This is a genomic window from Thermoanaerobaculia bacterium, assembly GCA_035717485.1.
Classification (GTDB): Bacteria; Acidobacteriota; Thermoanaerobaculia; order UBA5066; family DATFVB01; genus DATFVB01.
Genome location: DASTIQ010000123.1, coordinates 1 through 15,858 on the forward strand (window position 1 = coordinate 1; position 15,858 = coordinate 15,858).

At 68.8% G+C, this 15,858-nt stretch carries 13 protein-coding genes; 4 read left to right on the top strand and 9 right to left on the bottom strand.

The window, feature by feature from the left end:
• On the top strand, positions 1-889 hold an 889-nt coding region (locus tag VFS34_06620), incomplete at its 5' end, for a hypothetical protein (protein ID HET9794119.1).
• A 24-nt stretch (positions 890-913) separates the two neighbouring features.
• Here VFS34_06620 and VFS34_06625 read toward each other — a convergent pair.
• The 7 genes from VFS34_06625 to VFS34_06655 all read right to left on the bottom strand — a co-directional run bounded on the left by VFS34_06625 (position 914) and on the right by VFS34_06655 (position 9,248).
• On the bottom strand, positions 914-1,330 hold the full coding sequence (locus VFS34_06625; protein HET9794120.1) for a hypothetical protein: 417 nt from the start codon (positions 1,328-1,330) through the stop codon (positions 914-916).
• Positions 1,331-1,402: 72 nt separating this feature from the next.
• Positions 1,403-2,212 carry an AraC family transcriptional regulator gene (locus VFS34_06630; GenBank protein HET9794121.1) on the bottom strand — a complete coding sequence of 270 codons (810 nt, stop codon included), beginning with the start codon at positions 2,210-2,212 and terminating at the stop codon, positions 1,403-1,405.
• Positions 2,209-4,749, bottom strand: coding sequence for a protein kinase (locus tag VFS34_06635; GenBank protein ID HET9794122.1), 2,541 nt, complete (start codon positions 4,747-4,749; stop codon positions 2,209-2,211). The genes VFS34_06630 and VFS34_06635 overlap by 4 nt, the downstream gene beginning before the upstream one ends.
• A gap of 275 nt (positions 4,750-5,024) precedes the next feature.
• Positions 5,025-6,239 carry an S-layer homology domain-containing protein gene (locus VFS34_06640; GenBank protein HET9794123.1) on the bottom strand — a complete coding sequence of 405 codons (1,215 nt, stop codon included), beginning with the start codon at positions 6,237-6,239 and terminating at the stop codon, positions 5,025-5,027.
• 30 nt (positions 6,240-6,269) lie between these two features.
• Positions 6,270-7,520: a hypothetical protein gene (locus VFS34_06645; protein ID HET9794124.1), complete on the bottom strand. Its 1,251-nt coding sequence runs from the start codon at positions 7,518-7,520 to the stop codon at positions 6,270-6,272.
• 29 nt (positions 7,521-7,549) lie between these two features.
• Entirely contained in the window at positions 7,550-8,749 is a 1,200-nt protein-coding gene (locus VFS34_06650; GenBank protein HET9794125.1) for a hypothetical protein, read from the bottom strand.
• Between the two features lie 307 nt (positions 8,750-9,056).
• On the bottom strand, positions 9,057-9,248 hold the full coding sequence (locus VFS34_06655) for a hypothetical protein (GenBank protein HET9794126.1): 192 nt from the start codon (positions 9,246-9,248) through the stop codon (positions 9,057-9,059).
• A 68-nt stretch (positions 9,249-9,316) separates the two neighbouring features.
• Here VFS34_06655 and VFS34_06660 point away from each other — a divergent pair, with 68 nt between their 5' ends.
• Complete coding sequence (locus VFS34_06660) at positions 9,317-10,042, top strand: nuclear transport factor 2 family protein (GenBank protein HET9794127.1); 726 nt, start codon at positions 9,317-9,319, stop codon at positions 10,040-10,042.
• A gap of 15 nt (positions 10,043-10,057) precedes the next feature.
• Here VFS34_06660 and VFS34_06665 read toward each other — a convergent pair whose 3' ends face one another.
• Positions 10,058-11,386 (bottom strand): hypothetical protein, encoded by a 1,329-nt coding sequence (locus VFS34_06665; protein HET9794128.1) that lies wholly within the window; start codon positions 11,384-11,386, stop codon positions 10,058-10,060.
• A gap of 87 nt (positions 11,387-11,473) precedes the next feature.
• On the opposite strand from VFS34_06665, the gene VFS34_06670 reads away from it, so the two are divergent.
• Complete coding sequence (locus VFS34_06670) at positions 11,474-12,508, top strand: VWA domain-containing protein (protein ID HET9794129.1); 1,035 nt, start codon at positions 11,474-11,476, stop codon at positions 12,506-12,508.
• Between the two features lie 18 nt (positions 12,509-12,526).
• Here VFS34_06670 and VFS34_06675 read toward each other — a convergent pair whose 3' ends face one another.
• On the bottom strand, positions 12,527-13,192 hold the full coding sequence (locus tag VFS34_06675; GenBank protein ID HET9794130.1) for a hypothetical protein: 666 nt from the start codon (positions 13,190-13,192) through the stop codon (positions 12,527-12,529).
• Between VFS34_06675 and VFS34_06680 the strand changes: the two genes are divergently transcribed.
• On the top strand, positions 13,191-15,830 hold the full coding sequence (locus tag VFS34_06680) for a protein kinase (GenBank protein ID HET9794131.1): 2,640 nt from the start codon (positions 13,191-13,193) through the stop codon (positions 15,828-15,830). The two genes, VFS34_06675 and VFS34_06680, sit on opposite strands and share 2 nt — an antisense overlap.
• The last annotated feature ends 28 nt before the right edge of the window (positions 15,831-15,858 follow it).

Consider the following 15,858-nt stretch of genomic DNA (forward strand, 5'->3'; position numbering starts at 1 on the left):
GGTGCCGGGTGCGAAGAAGGATACGTTCTCGACCGGACACATCGTCATGGACCGCCCGCCGGAGCGCGTCGCCTGGCGCGGCATCCGAATCACGCCCCGGACCGTCGCGGTGCGCCTCGGCAATTTCCTTTGGGCGATCCCGCCCCTGGTCGGGGCGCTTCTTCTCTTCGACCGCTTCGACCCGGCGCGACGCCGCCTTCACAAGCGGCGCCCGAAGGCCGGTGCCCCGGTCGTCCAGGCCGAGACTGCTTCGGTGCCGAGCGCTCCCGCGCCCGCGAGCTTCCATGCGCATCCCCGACCATCCGCGGCCCGCTCGATCGCCGCGGAAGCCTTGCTCGTGTGGCAATCCGCTCCGGCGGCGAAGTGGCTGCTGGCGGCAGCGGCCCTCGCATCGCTCGCCGTTCCGGCGGCGACGCTGACCGGAATCGCGGCGGCATGGCTCGTGCTGATCGTCCCGATCGTCGCCGAAACGGCCGCGCGCGAAGAGCTCTCCGGAACGGCCGGCCTCGTCTTCTCGCAACCCGGAATCCCTCGCTCCGCCGCGCTCTGGAAGGCCGCGTCGCTCGCCCTGTTCCTCGAAGCTGCCGGACTCCCCCTGTTCGTCCGGTTCTTCCTGCTCTCCCCCGCCCGCGCCTTCGCGTGGATCTCCGGTCTGCTCTTCGTCGCCGGGTTCGCCGCGGGCGCCGGGTGGCTCACGCGCGGCGGCAAGCTGTTTTCCGGGATCTTCCTTGCGCTCTGGTACGCGGCTCTCTCGGGCGTCCGGGACACGGACTTCTGCGGCATCGCGGGCGGCGCGACCGGCGCGCTCGCGCGCGCGGCATACCTGTCGCTCGGAGCTGCCTTCGTCGCGGCCGCGATGCTGCGGGAGCGCCGCGCCACCCGAGGATAAGCGTTCGCCGCGGCGCGGCGCCGCTCACGTGGCCGGCCGGAGAGAGGACGCGCCGGATCTCTCCTTCCGTTCTTCCCAGGCCGCGCGCACGAATCCTCCCGCGACGGTCGCCGCCATCAGCCCGGCCGCGCTCATGACGCCGAACCAGAGCGGCTCGTGGCGCTTCCGGAAGAAGAGGACCGTCGTGGAATCCGCGAGAAGGAAGATCAGCACCGACGCCGCATGGGCGACGGGTCGTCGTCCCCCGACCCACGCGGCGATCCAGCCGCCCGCGATTCCCGCGGCGAGAATTCCGAGCGTCCCGAACACGAGGTGCGACGGCGGCGACTTCAGATTGATCCCATGCGCCAGGCGAAAGACGATCGTCGTTCCGACCGCGATGGCGGCGTAACCCACGATCGCGGCCAGGACGCTCCGCAGGATTCGCGCGGTCCTCGGCATCGGTCTCCTCCTTCGGCGCGATGATCGGGGGCCCGCGCGGCCGTGTCTTGTACGAACGGAGCGGCTTTGTACCTAGGCGCGTCGAGACCGGCGGAATTCGCCCGGCGTCGCGCCATGGTGCTTCTTGAAAGCGCGGGAGAAATGCGCCTGATCGAAAAAGCCGCAGACGACCGCGATCTCCGCGATGGGCGCGTCCGAATTCGCGAGGAGAGCGCGGGAGCGCGCCATGCGAACGCGGCGGAGATACTCGCCGGCCGAACAACGGAAGTGCCGCCGGAATGCGGCGGCGAGGCGAACCGGCGGAACCCCGACGATCGCGGCGAGCCGCGAAAGCCGCAGGTCCTCCGACGCGCGTCGACGAAGGACCCCGGCCGCCTCGGCCAGCCACGCCGGTTCGACGCCCTCGCGCGGCGATCCGCGCCCGAGTCGCGACACCTCGGCGGCGAGACAGTGAACCAGGCCGGCGATCGCCGTCGCCGACTCCGGGTCGCCGCGCCGGGCTTCGAGGTCGAAGGCCCTGGCGAGCGGCTCGGATGTCGCGGCGGCCCGATAGAACGGCGTATCCCGCAGGATCCCCGGAAGGAGCGCCTCCGCGGCGGTTCCGTCCAGCTCGATCAGCATTCCGTGCACTTCGGCGTTTCCGAACGCGTTCGAATGGCTCTCGCCGGCGGGGCGGAAGAGCACGGACCCGGGCCCGAGGGCATGTTCGCGCCCGCGTGCCGACTCTGAATATTCCCCTTCGAGCACGAGATGAAGCTGCGCCCGATCGTGGCGATGGGGAGCGAGCACGCCCGAGGCGGCGGGGATCGAGACCTCCCAGACCCCATAGCCGGCGCGCTCGAGAACGCGCCGCGCCCGGCCGACATTGACGGCCGCCTTCATCGGACGTTCCCCGCGGGCGCGAGCAGCTTCTCGGTCTCGGCGATCTTCGCCTCGATCTTGCCGCGTTCCGGCCAGTGCGGGAGCGCCGATCGGTAATGCTCGATGGCCCGGCGCGCCGAGTCGCCGGTCCCTCCCTTTCCCCGCTCCCGGAGGTATCGCGCGTGCGCCGCGAGCACGTCGCCGAACGCGACGTGGAGGGATGGCGAATCGTCGCCCGCGCGGGCACAGACGTCGAAGGCCTCGACGGCGCCGGAAAACGAAGCCTCCGCGTCGCCGCCGTGGGCCGCCTCCCAGAGCGCCCGCTGGAAGAACGCCTGGGCGAGGCTCTCGCGGGGAAACGTCCAGGCGGAATCGAGCGCCAGCGCCCTGCGCTCGTTCTCGATCGCGACATCGAAGTCCTTCCGCGGGTCGTCGCCCCGGCGCGCGGCGTCCCTCCCGAGATCGAAGAATCCGAGCCCCCGCGTCAGCCACGCGTACGCGAAGTTCGGGTCGATCGCGAGCGCGCGGTCGAAGCTCGCGATCGCATTCCGCAGGAGCGGCCGGGGATCCCCGCCCCGGAACATCGTGACGCGCGCGAGGTAGCCGTACGCGATCCCCATGGAGTTGTCCGATTCGGCCCAGCGCGGACGAAGACGCTGCGCGGCCGCGCTCGCCTCGATCGAACGCTGGAGCGCGGCGGAGGGATCCTGTCCCCGGGCGAGCTGGTGCTGTCCCCACTGCCACTCGGCGAAGGCGAGCTGGTGGAACGCGCCGGCGTCCGCCGGGTCGACGCGCCGCGCCTTCCCGCAGGAATCGACCGCCCTTCCGTACGCGTCGGCGGGGTCCTGCTCGAGATCGTTCTCGACGTACATGATTTCCGCCCACGCCGAGCACTCCGCCTCGTAGGCCGACGCCGCGCTGCGCCCGATCGCCGATGCCTCGGCGTAGAGTCCCGCCGCCTCCCGGAGCTTCGCCATCGCCTGCGGGTACTCCGCGCGCTCGCGGTGCCGATGGCCCTCGGCGAGAGCCACGTCTCCCTCGAGAACCGCCGCCTCGTGCAGCCACGGAAGACGCTCGAGCGCCCGCCGCGCGAGCTTGACGGCGTCGTCGGGACGCCCCTCGTAGCGGGCGATCAGCGCCTCCGCGTATTCGGGCGCCGCCGTCGCCGACGCGCGCCCGCGGCGAAGCGCCTCGAGCGCGGGCACGACGTAGGCGCCGTGGAGCTCGCGCCGCTTCCGCTCCCGGATCGACTTTTCGCCGATCCGGTCGGCGTCGCGGAGCTCTTCCGCGTAGATCCGGGAAAGAGCGAGCCCTCGCGCGTAGGCCGCGTCCGGGCTCTCCTCTCCGAGAGAGGCGGCCGCATCGAGGCGCGCCCGAGCGGAGCGCGGATCACCGAGCGCGAGGTCGCCCCGCGCCAGAGCGAAGAGTCCGGCCGCCCGGATCTCGCGCGGCTCTCCCTCGATTCGCGTGCCCATCCGTTCCATCATCGCGGCGACGAGCTTCCGTTCCCGCCGGATGTCGTGGATCGGGCTCTGCTCGGCCGCGCGCATCAGCCACTCGATCTTCTCGGCCTCCTGGCCGAGATCCCGGGAAAAACGCTCCCGCGCGGACGCCTGCAGACGCGTGCGCAGCGCGAACGCTCCCGCCGCCGCGAGGAGCACCGCCGCGGCGCCGCCGACCGCGACGATGGCACGGTGCTTCCGCGCCTTCTTCCGAAGACGGTAGATCGCCGACGCGCCCCGGGCGCGGATCGGCTCGCCGGCGAGGTAAAGGGATAGGTCCTCGGAGAGCTCGCGCGCCGAGGGATAGCGCATCGCGGGGTCCTTCTCGAGGCATTTCATGACGATGGTGGCGAGGTCCGGCGGCACGCCGGGAACGACGGAGGCGAGCGGCGCCGGATCCTCCTGCACGACCTTCGTCAGGACGTCGAACGTGCTCTCGCCCTCGAACGGCGGGCGGCCGGCGAGGATCGCGTAGAGCGTCGCTCCGAGGCTGTACACGTCCGAGCGGCGGTCGACCGCCTGGCGATCCCCCCGGGCCTGCTCGGGGGACATGAAGGACGGCGTTCCCGCGAGGCTCCCCGTCATCGTCAGGCCGCCCTCTTCCACGTCCCGAGCCAGGCCGAAATCGACGACGAAGGCGTGCACTCCCCCCGCTTCCGTCCGTTCGACGATGATGTTGGCGGGCTTCAGGTCCCGGTGGATGATGCCGATGCGATGGGCCGCCTGGAGCGCCGCCGCGACGTCGCGCATGATCAGGACCTTCTGCTCGAGCGTCAGCGAGCGTTCCTCCGCGCCGAGCGAGCGTCCGCGCAGGAACTGCATCGCGATGAAGGGCTGGCCCCCGGATTCACCCGCCTGGAAGACGCGGCAGACGTTCTCGTGCTCGATGCGCGCCTGGGCGCGCGCTTCCTGCAGGAACCGCGCGATCAAGTCCGCGTCGTCGCCGCGGATGCACTTGAGCGCGACGGTCCGGCCGAGTTGCCGGTCGACCGCCTCGAAGACGCGCCCCATCCCCCCCTCGCCGATGAACCCCACGATCTCGTAATTCGGGAGCACGGGAGGACGGATATGAGCCGGGATCGGGCCGGGGGCCGCCGACGAAATTTCGGTAGGCGATTCGCTCGGAGACGCGGACTTCGATTCCGCGGGCGCCGCGCCGACCTCCGTGACTTCTTCGTCGCCTTCGGACATCGTCCCCCCGCGTCCAGGCGCGCCGGTTTGGATTGCCGGGATCTTACGTCAACGGTCTCCGCCGGGCACCGGCGCCGGGGCTTCACGAGCAACAGACGGCGGTTTGGGGCGAGAACGCGCCGAGCCGGACGTCGATCTTCTCAGAATCGACCGATCTTTCCGGAGCCGATGAAAGTCACCCAGAAACCGATCCCGTCGCTGCAGACGCCATACGGTGCGCTGACGCCGGGCGTCGAAGGATTCCCGATGATGGTGAGATCCGCCGCCTTGAAGAGCGAAAGACCGCCGTTGTTGTTCGTCACGAGTATTCTCTGCCCGTCGAACGCCGCCGCCTGCGGACTGCTCAGGCCGTTCGCATCGCCGTTTCCGGCCGAGAACGTCTTCAAGACGGTCCCGTCGGCTGCGCGGACGACTGTCAGGGAATCGCTCAGACTGTTCGGCACCCAGATGTTGTGGCCGTCGAAGGCCGGAAACAGCGGACCGCTCCCCACGGTGACGGTCTGGAGAATCACGCCGGCGGAGCTCAGCTTGACGACCTTCCCCGCCGAATAGTCCGTCACCCAGACGTTGTTGCCGTCGAAGAGGATGCCGGCGGGCGCGCTGAGTCCCGAGCCCGCCGGCGCGACGATCCAGGGCGTCGAGGTTCCGGGAGTGACGATGGAGACGCTGCCCCCCGTCGCGGTGTTGAAATTCGCCGTCCAGATCCTGTCGCCGTCAAACGTGATCCCGAGAGGGTTGGTTCCGAGAGTGCTGGCGACCACGGTGACGGCCCCGGGCGAGCCATCCGGACTGATCATGTACAGCTTTCCCGGATCGGTTTCTCCCGTGATGAACACCTTTCCCATCGCGATCAGAACGCCGGCCGCTTTCGACGCGCCCGTCCACGTTCCCAGGTTCTTCCCGTCGCTCGCCCGCACCCGCGACACGGTGCCGTCGCCGTTGGCCACCCAGACGTCCGCTCCGTCGCTCTTGAGAAGGACAGGATCCGTCCCGACGCTCGTGGCCCCGAGACCGGCCAGGTCGTAGTGCGGGGTCTGGTTCCATCTCTGGTTCAACGCGGCCCGCCGGCTTCCGCGCAGGAGTGACTGGTCGAGCGTCCGCGTGATGAAGGCCGCCATCTGGTCGCGTGGCACGTTGCCGGCCGGCCCGTAGGTGGTCGCCGAGGTCCCGTTCGTGAGCCCCGAGAAATACGCTTCGGCAATCTCCGCGCAGAACGTCGTCTCGGAGCCGAGGTCCGTGAACGGGAGACCGAAACCGCTACAGACGGCGAGCGCCCGCCATGCCGTGCCCGCGAACACGAGCGCCATCGTCACACCTGCCAGGAGCATCGCGAGCCTTCGAAATCCGTCCTTCATGCCAACTTTCTCCTTTGCTCCGGCGCCCGGTCAGAACCGCCCGACTTTTCCCGTGCCGGGGGAAGCAGTATTCGGGAACGTCACCCAGAAACTGATCCCGTCGCTGCACACCCCGAAAGGCTGGATGCCCGGCGTCGCCACGTTTCCGATGACGCTCAGATCCGCGGCCTTGAAGAGAGAGAAGCCGAAGACGTTGGAGTCGCTCACGAGGATCCTCTGACCGTCGAACGCCGCCTGGTTCGGCCGGCTCAATCCGTTCTGGTTTCCGTTTGCGGCGGAGAAGGTCTTGAGCACCGTTCCGTCGGAAGCCCGCACCACCGTCAGGGAATCCGCGCCCCAGTTCGGCACCCAGAGGTTGTGACCATCGAATGCGGGATTCGCGGGCTCCGTCCCCACCGTGACGGTCTGCAGGATCGCCCCGTTCGCATCGAGCTTGAAGAGCTTCGCCGCCCCGAAGTCGGCCACCCAGATGTGGCTTCCGTCGAAGATGATCCCCGAGAGCTCCGAGAATCCGGTCGTGACCGTGGCGACGCTCCACGTGCCGGGCGTGACGATCGAGACGCCGCTCGGCTGACCTCCTCCGCCCGAGCTCGCCGTCCAGATCTTGCTGCCGTCGAAGGCGATGCCGCAGGGGAAGCTCGCGAGTGCGCTGGTGACCGGGATGACCGGACCCGCCGGAGCTGCCGGATCGATCATGTAGAGCTTGCCGGGTTGAGGCTGGTTCATGCCGTTGGGGGGAATGTCTCCGGTGACGAAAACCCTCCCGAGGGCGATGAGGACGCCGCATGCGCTGGTGGCTCCCGTCCAATCCTCGAGCTTCGTCCCGTCGCTCCCCCGGACGCGCGACACCGTGCCGCCGTTTCGGTTGGCCACCCAGACGTCCGCCCCGTCACTCTTGAGAAGAATGGGGATGTCGCCGACGCTCGTCAGGCCGAGGCTCGCCTTGTCGTAGTGCGGCGTCTGCGTCCACCACTGGTCGAGGGCCGCCCGGGGGCTTCCCCGCAGCAGCGACTGGTCGAGGGTGCGCGTGATGAAGGCCGCCATCTGGTCTCGCGGGACGTTGCCGGTCGGGTCGTAAGTCGTCGCCGAGGTCCCGTTCGTGAGCCCGGAGAAATACGCCTCGGCGATCGCGGCGCAGAACGTCGTCTCCGAGCCGAGGTCCGTGAACGGCAGACCGAAGCCGCTGCAGCTCGCCAGCACCCGCACGCCGAACCCGGCGAAAAGGAATGCCATCGACACGACCGCCAGGGGCATCGCGAGTTTTCGAAGTCCGACCTTCACGCCCGCTTCCTCCTTCCCTCGACGCATGATCAGAAACGGCCGATCTTTCCGGAAGCGTTGAACGCCGCCCAGAAGTTCACGCCGTCGGAGCACGCGCCGAACGGCGTGCTCACGCCGCTCGGTGAGGAATTTCCGATGACGCTCAGGTCGGCGGCCTTGAAGAGCGAGAATCCGGCGGAATTCAGAACGAGGATCCGCTGCCCGTCGAAAACCGCCTGGAGAGGCTGGGACAGTCCGTTCTGGTTCCCGTGCCCCGCCGAGAAGGTCTTGAGGACGGCTCCGTCGCTCGCCCGAACGACCGTCACGGAATCGTCGTTGTGGTTCGGGACCCAGAAGTTGTGACCATCGAACGCCGGATACGTGGGCTCGTGCCCCACGGCAACCGTCTGCACGATCGCCGCGTTCGAGTCGAGCTTCAGGAACGTGTTGGCCGCGAGATCCGTCACCCACATCCCGGTGCCGTCGAAGACGATGCCGTACGGCGACGTGAAGCCGTTCGTCACGGTGGTCACGCTCCATGGCGTCGACGATCCCGGCGTGACGATGGAGATGCCGCCCCCCGGGTTCGCCTGGTGGGCGATCCAGATCTTGTCGCCGTCGAAGGCGATCCCCGACGCTTCCGCCAGGAGGGTGTTCGCCGCCGTCGTCGCCGCCCCCGCCGCCTGGCTCGGATCGATCTCGTAGAGATGCCCCCCGAACCCGGTGACGAAGACGCGGCCCATCGCCGCGATGATTCCGAACGGGCTCGTCATTCCGGTCCAGGTTTCCAGGTTCTTGCCGTCGCTCGCCCGGACGCGGGAGACCGTTCCCCCCTCGGAGTTGGTCACCCACACGTCCGCTCCGTCGCACGCGAGACGACTCGGGGCCATCCCCACGCTGGTCAAAGCGAGCCCGGAGGGGAAGAGCGGTGCCGGCGTCCACCACTGGTCGAGCGCCGCCCGCCGGTTTCCCCGCAGGAGCGACTGGTCGAGCGTGCGCGTGATGAAAGCCGCCATCTGGTCGCGCGGCACGAGGGTGGACGGGCTGTACGTCGTCGCCGTCGTCCCGTTCGTCAGGCCCGAGAAATACGCTTCGGCGATCGCCGCGCAGAACGTCGTCTCCGAGCCGAGATCCGTGAAAGGGAGACCGAGATCGCTGCAACTGGCGAGGAGCCGCGCCCCGGCTCCGGCGAACAGGACCGCCGCCGCCAGACCCGCCGCGAGCATCCCCACCCTCCGGATTTTGTTCATGGCCCCTTCCCCCTCCGAATCCGGTCGGCCGCCGACTCCGCGCTTCCCGCCCTCGGGCGTTTGTCCCAAGAGTGTCTCCAAACACCTCGAAATCTCACCCGGACGGGCCCTCTCCTGCTCCTTTCGCAAAAAGCGAGCGGAACGGCGGACGGTGAGAAGGGGTTTTGAAGGGTCTCGCGGCGGGCGGCGCGTCGCCGTGCCGTGCGGGCGTCAGAGGCGACCGCCCGCGGGTCGCGAGCCCCGCGCCGCCAGGAGAATCCGGCCTCGTTGGATCGCTGTCGGAACCGGACGAGCGCTCCGGCCTCCGTCAGCGCCGACCGCTCAGCACTCGCGCGGGGAGGAAGAAGAGCGCCCGGAGGAAGGCGAGCACGCCTTCGACCGCGACCCCGACGATCCGGAAGGGGAGGAGCAGCAGCCAGACGAACGGATAGAGGACGAGCGCCAGGAGCGCCACGGGCCAGCAGACCACGAGGAGCAGGAGCCAGAGGAGAACTTTCACACGGCGAGATACGGAAATCGCACCGAAGAGTTCTTCGGCGGAGCTACGATCGCGCCCGGAGGTCCGCCGTGAGGCTCACGAATATCGCCCTCGCGCTCTTCGTTCTCGCCCCCGCCCTGCCGCTCGGGGCGACCGAGGACTCCGGCATCGCGGCGCTGCTCGAGAAGCAGACCCAGGAGCTCTTCGATGCGGTCTCGGCGGGAGATGCGAAGGTCTGGGATAAGTACCTCGATCCGGACGTGCGGTACACCGACGAGAACGGAACCGTCTCGACGAAGAAGGAGATGGTCGAGGGCACGAAGCCGCTTCCGGCCGGCGTATCCGGAACGATCCGGGTCACCGATTTCCACGCCGCCGTCCATGGCGACGTCGCCGTGGCGACGCACGTCGAAGACGAGAACGAGGACTACCACGGCCACGCTCTCCGCTGCCAGTACCGGACGACCGACACATGGCGGAAGACTTCCGGCGGCTGGCGCCTCGTCGCCGGCCAGGTGCTCGCGCTAAGAACCGACCCGCCCTCCGTGCCGCTGTCCGAGGCCCGGCGCCGGGAGTATTCGGGCACGTACGGACTCGCGCCCGGAATCGATTACGAGATCCGCCCGAAAGGGGAAAGGCTCGAGGGACGGCAGACGGGCCGTCCCTGGGAGGAGATCCGCGCGGAGGCGCCCGACGTGCTCTTCGTCCCGGGCAAGCCGAGGTATCGGAAGATCTTCCGGCGCGATGCGGCGGGAAGGATCACGGGGTTCGCCGAACGGCGGGAGGCGTGGGACATCCTGTGGACGAAGAGGTGACGCCGCGGCGTGGGATCAGCCCGGAATGAACGCGTACAGGCGCGGGCGCCACAGCACCGAGAATGACCCCTTCGACCGCGCCTCCCGGCCGTAAGCGCTCGCGATCACCCCGTCACGCACGAGCTCGCGGGTGGTCGCTCCGAAGATCTCGTGCCAGACCTGGGTGAAGACTTCCTCGAACGAGAGGCCCGCTCGGATCGCGGTGAGCCCCGCGAGCTCGCGTCGGATCCCCGCCGCGTGGGACTCGAGCCAGGGGCGCATGACGTTTCGGCTCGTCGCCAGGAGCTTCTCGACCATCTCCCGGTCGGAATCGTCGAGGACGGGAACCGTCAGCCGGTACAGGCCCTTCCGGTCCGACGCGACGTACCCGATCTCCTCGAGGAGCGCCAGCAGCGGTCCGGGATCGTTCCCGGTGATGCCGGCGATCGTCCCGGCCGGGAGTGGTGATTTCCTCAGCGCGAAGAGGACGTCGGCGGCCGCGCGAAGCACGTTTCCTCCGAGGACGCCGTGGAACTTCTCCCCCATCTCCTCGGTGTCCCGAAGTCCCACGCGCTCCGCGGCGGATCGGACGGAAGGCGCGAGCTCGCCGGCGGAGAGAAACGCGAGGTCGGGAAAATTCATGCGCGGATCGCTCTCGGGATCGCCGAACGACGAGAACGAGAATGCCCGGGGCGCCGCGACGCCGGCTCCCTCCAGCGGATACGTCGAGCTCCCCCAGTAGAACTCGCGGTAGTCGCGGCCGGGGACGTCCTCGGAGGCCCAGAAGCTGTACCGGAAGTCCTTCCCTTCGACCAGCCGCGGCCGGCGGAGCCCCATCTCGCGCGTCAGAGCGAGACCGTCCCAGTTGAGGCTGAAGCCGGCGAGAAGCACGAAGGCGAGTTCGTCGCGCGGGACTCCCGTCGCGGGGTATCCGCGCAGGATGCGGTCGAATTCGCGCTTCCGTCCGCGGTAGGCCGCCGCGAGATCCGCCGCGGCGCGATCGGCGACCGCGTAAATCGCCTTCATGTCCTCCGCGGTGAAATACGCGAACCCGATCGCGAACCGATCTTCGTCCCGGCGCAGGAGCCCGACGCGCTGGAGATCCTCGACGGACGCGCCGCTTCCCTTCAGCAGCGCGTCGACCTCGACGGACGGAACGCTCCCCGATTCGAGCCGCCCGAGGAGCGCGCGAACGGCCGGCTTCTCGAAGTACGTCCGCGCGCGGTCGGAGTCCCGCGGAGGGATCGTGCCGGCGTATCCGGAGAGGAATTTCCGGTCGGACGCGGAGGCGACCGACGTCACGGTCGCCAGGAGGAGAAGGGCCCCCCCGCGCCGGGCCCCCTCGGGGATGCGGAATACGCTCATCTTTCGTCCTCCCGTCGCCGCTTCTCCGAAGAGACGAAAACCGCGGACGGATGTTCCCGGCAATTTGAACGAGCGTAGACTGACGGCGTGAAAGGGGGCATCGGCCTCGCTGCCGCGCTCGTTCTCGCCGCCTTCCCCGTGCTGGCCGACGATCCCGCGGGCCGTTTCCAGGAGACCGTCTCTTCCGAGAAGGTCGTCGTCGACGTCCACGTGATCGACTATGCCGGCAACCCTCTCACCGGCCTTTCCGCATCGGACTTCGCGCTGCGGGTGGACGGCTCGTCGGTTCCGGTCGAATCGGTCGAGTGGGTGTCGACGGCGGGAGCGCCCGTTCCGGCGCCGGGCTCCGCCGCCGAGGAGCCTCCCGGCGCCCGGCTCGGAGCCATTCCCGGACGGCTCATCGTGATCTTCTTCCAGACCGACTACGAGGAATCGCGGATCACCGGCCAGATGCGCATGATCCGCGAGGCCCACGCCTTCCTCGACACCTGTTCGCCGGACGACCGCATCGCGGTCCTGTCGTTCGATTCGCACCTGAAACTCCGCCAGGACTTCACCGGCGACCACCAGAAACTGCGGCACGCGATCGACCGGACGCTCTATTTCGATCGCGTCGACCCTCCGCCCCCCGGAGCCTTCCCCTCGCTCGCGGCGTCGCTCGATTTCCGCATGGCGGGCAGGGCGACGCTCCCGGAACACGCGCTCCGTGTCATCGGGCAGGCGCTCGAAGCGCTTCCCGGATCGAAATCGCTGCTCTTCTTCGGCTGGGGGATCGGGAATTTCGACTCGAAGATGGGGCTGATCCTCGATCACAACTACGGCTGGGCTCGCGCCGCCCTGGCTCGATCGCATACTTCGGTCTTCGCCCTCGACGTCACGTCGGCCGATTTCCATTCCATGGCCGCCGGCCTGAAGGAGCTCGCCGAAGACACCGGCGGGCTGTACGTCAAGACGAACCGCCTCCCGAAGCTCGCGATGGACAAAGTGACCCGCGCGATCACCGGCTACTACGTCCTCACGTTCGCGAGACCGAACTTCCGGCGCGGACGCCACGCGATGGCGATCCGGGTCCAGGGTCACGGGCGGCCGTGGGTTCTTGCCCGCCCCGACTACAGCGATTAGAGAAGCGGGGCCCGCCGATCAGGAAGACCGGTTCAGGCGAAGGATCCCGACGGCGGCGACGGAGGCGGCCAGAAGCGCGAGCGCCGGCCACTCGATCACCGGAACGCTCACGGGAGGGACCGGGGGCGTCGTCTGGAGAAAGATCTCGTCGAAGTTGACCGCGAAGGCGTTTCCCGCGCCCGAGTTGTTCTGGATCTCGCCGATCACGAGCACGCTTCCCGCTCCGCCGGGCGCGGCCTGATTTCCCTGGAGAAAGTGCCAGACGTCGGTGGCATCGGTGGGAGTGATCGCGATCGGGGTCGAGTCGTTCGTGATGAAGCCGGTGCAGGTCGTGCTCGAGTACCACTGGATCGCGATCGATCCTCCTCCCGTTCCGGTCTGGTTTCCGGGGATCAGGACCTTGCCGCCGAAGAAGTAGGTCGTCCCGGGAACGATCCCCGCGATGCACTGGGTGAGACCGTTCGCGTTCCCGTAAGCGGCGTTGTTCGGGAGCGTGAAGCTCCCGAGCGCCGATCCGGTCCCGTCCGCAGTCGCGCTGTGGAGCCCGTCGAAGGTCGCGAAGCTCGACGTCCAGGTCGCGAGCGATCCGGCGAAATCGGCGTTGGACACCAGGTTGACTCCGCCGGCGGACGAGATTCGGGAAAGGCAGACGAGAGCGGCGGCGGCGACCCCGAAGATCTTCATGGGACCTCCCGCGAGATCTGCCGCTAAGTATAGCGCCCGACCGGCGGTAAGATCCGCTCGGGATAGCGCCCTGAGACTCTCGCCCGGAACCCGGCTCGGCACTTACGAGATCATCGCTCCCCTCGGCTCCGGAGGGATGGGCGAGGTGTACCGCGCCCGTGACTCGAAACTCCAGCGCGAAGTCGCCGTCAAGGTTCTGCCGGAATCGATCGCCGGGGATCGCGACGCTCTCGCGCGATTCGAGCGCGAGGCGCACGCGGTCGCGGCCCTGAACCACCCGAACATCCTCTCGATATTCGACTTCGGCTCGCACGAAGGCACCGCCTACGCCGTGACGGAGCTCCTCGAAGGGAGGACGCTCCGCGAGAAGCTCGATGCCGGCCCCTTCCCGCCGAGACGAGCCGTGGAGGTCGCCGTCCAGATCGCGCGCGGCCTCGCCGCGGCGCACGAGAAAGGCGTCGTGCACCGCGATCTGAAACCCGAGAACGTGTTCCTGACCGAAGACGGCCGGGTCAAGATCCTCGACTTCGGACTCGCGAAGAAGCTGGGGCCCGCGTCGGCGGAAACGAACGCCCCGACGACTCCCGCGGGGACCGAGCCCGGAACCGTGATGGGGACGGTCGGGTACATGTCGCCGGAACAGGTGCGCGGCCGCGACGTCGACCATCGCAGCGACGTGTTCTCCTTCGGCGCGGTCTTCTACGAAATGCTCTCGGGGCGCCGCGCCTTCCGCGGCGATTCCGCCGTCGAGACGATGAGCGCGATCCTCCGGGAGGAACCTCCGGAGCTCGTGGAGACGGGCCGCAGCATTTCGCCCTCTCTCGACCGCATCGTCCGGCATTGCCTCGAAAAATCGCCGTCGGCGCGATTTCAGTCCGCCGGCGACGTCGCGTTCGATCTCGAAGCGCTCTCCGGCACGTCGCAGAGCCAGCCGGCCCTCGCGACCCGCGGCCGTCCCCGCGGATTCTGGAAGATCCCCGCCGCGATCGCGGCGGCCGCCCTGCTCGCCGGGGCGGCGGGACTGTGGATCGGTCGGCGCGGCCGGGCGCCGGCCCCGACCTACCAGCAGCTGACGTTCCAGCGGGGAACGATCGTCGACGCCCGTTTCGCGCCGGACGGGAACACGATCATCTACGGAGCCTCGTGGGCCGGGCGGCCGTTCGAGACCTTCACCGTGCGTCCGGAGAGCCAGCTCTCGCGCTCGCTCGGCTTCGGCGGCGACCTCCTGGGGATTTCGCGCTCCTCCATGATGGCGATCTCTCTCGGGAGGCACTTCATCTCCTCGTTCGACACGTCCGGGACCCTCGCGGACGTCTCCCTCTCCGGCGGAGTGCCGCGGCAGATCCTGGAGGGCGTCGAATGGGCGGACTGGGGTCCCGACGGAAAGACGCTCGCGGTCGTTCGCCGCGCCGAGACCGGGGACCGGCTCGAATATCCGATCGGAAAGCCGATCTTCACGTCGACCGGGTGGGTGGGCCGCCCCCGGTTCTCCCCTTCGGGAGATCGGATCGCGATCGAGAGCCATCCCTATTTCGGCGGAGACAGCGGCGAGGTCGTGATGATCGACACGGGGGGAAAGGTCCGGACGCGCTCCGGGGGCTGGAACAGTCTCGAGGGGCTCTGTTGGTCGGCCGATGGAAACGAGGTGTGGTTCACGGGAGTTCGAAGAGGGGGAAACCGCCGGCTCTGGGCGCTCGACCGCTCCGGGCGGGAAAGGCTGCTCCTGGGACTGCCAGGAATCCTCACGGTCCACGACGCCGACAAGGGGCGCACTCTTCTGGCCCGCGACGGCATGCGCGTCGGCGCGAACGGACAGATGGCGGGAGATCCGGCCGAACGGGACCTGTCGTACCTCGACTACACGGCGGTGCGGGACCTCTCGGCGGACGGGAAAATGCTCCTCTTCGACGAGGACTCGGAGGGAGGCGGTCCGACGGGCTCGATCTACGTGCTTCATGCGGGAGATCCCTCGCCGATCCGCCTCGGAGACGGCAATTCCTTCGCGCTCTCTCCCGACGGCAAGTGGGCGGTCACTCTTCCCGTTCTGCTGACCGATCCGTTCCACTTCGTCCTGGTTCCGACCGGCGTCGGGACGCCCATCTCGCTCCCCCCGATCTCCGGTGTCCCCCTCTGGATCGACTGGACGCCCGATGGGAAGAGCATCCTGTTCGCCATGAGCCAGAACGGACGTCCCTCGCGCGTCTGGCTCCAGGACGTCGCGTCCGGACATTCCCGACCGTTCACGGCGGAAGGCGCGGAGGTCTTCCTTTATTCGCATCTCGTCTCGCCCGACTCCCGCGTGCTCATCGGGCGCGGCGCCGACCGGTCCATGCATCTCTATCCGCTCGCGGGGGGAGCGCCCGAGCCCCTCCTCCATGTCGAACCGGAGGAGCAGCCGCTCCGGTGGAGCGCGGATGGAAAATCTCTCTACGTCTACACCCCGGGCGCCCTGCCGGCACGCATCGATATCGTCCGTCTCTCCGACGGCCATCGCGAGAAGTGGAAGGACCTCGTCCCGGACGACACGGCGGGGGTCGCCTTCATCCGCGCGCCGCTCGTTACCCCGGACGGAAAGCACTACGTGTACAGCTACACGCGCGTGCTCTCCGAGCTCTTCCTCGTCCGCGGCCTCCGCTGACGATTCGTCAGGGCGCGATGCGCTCGCC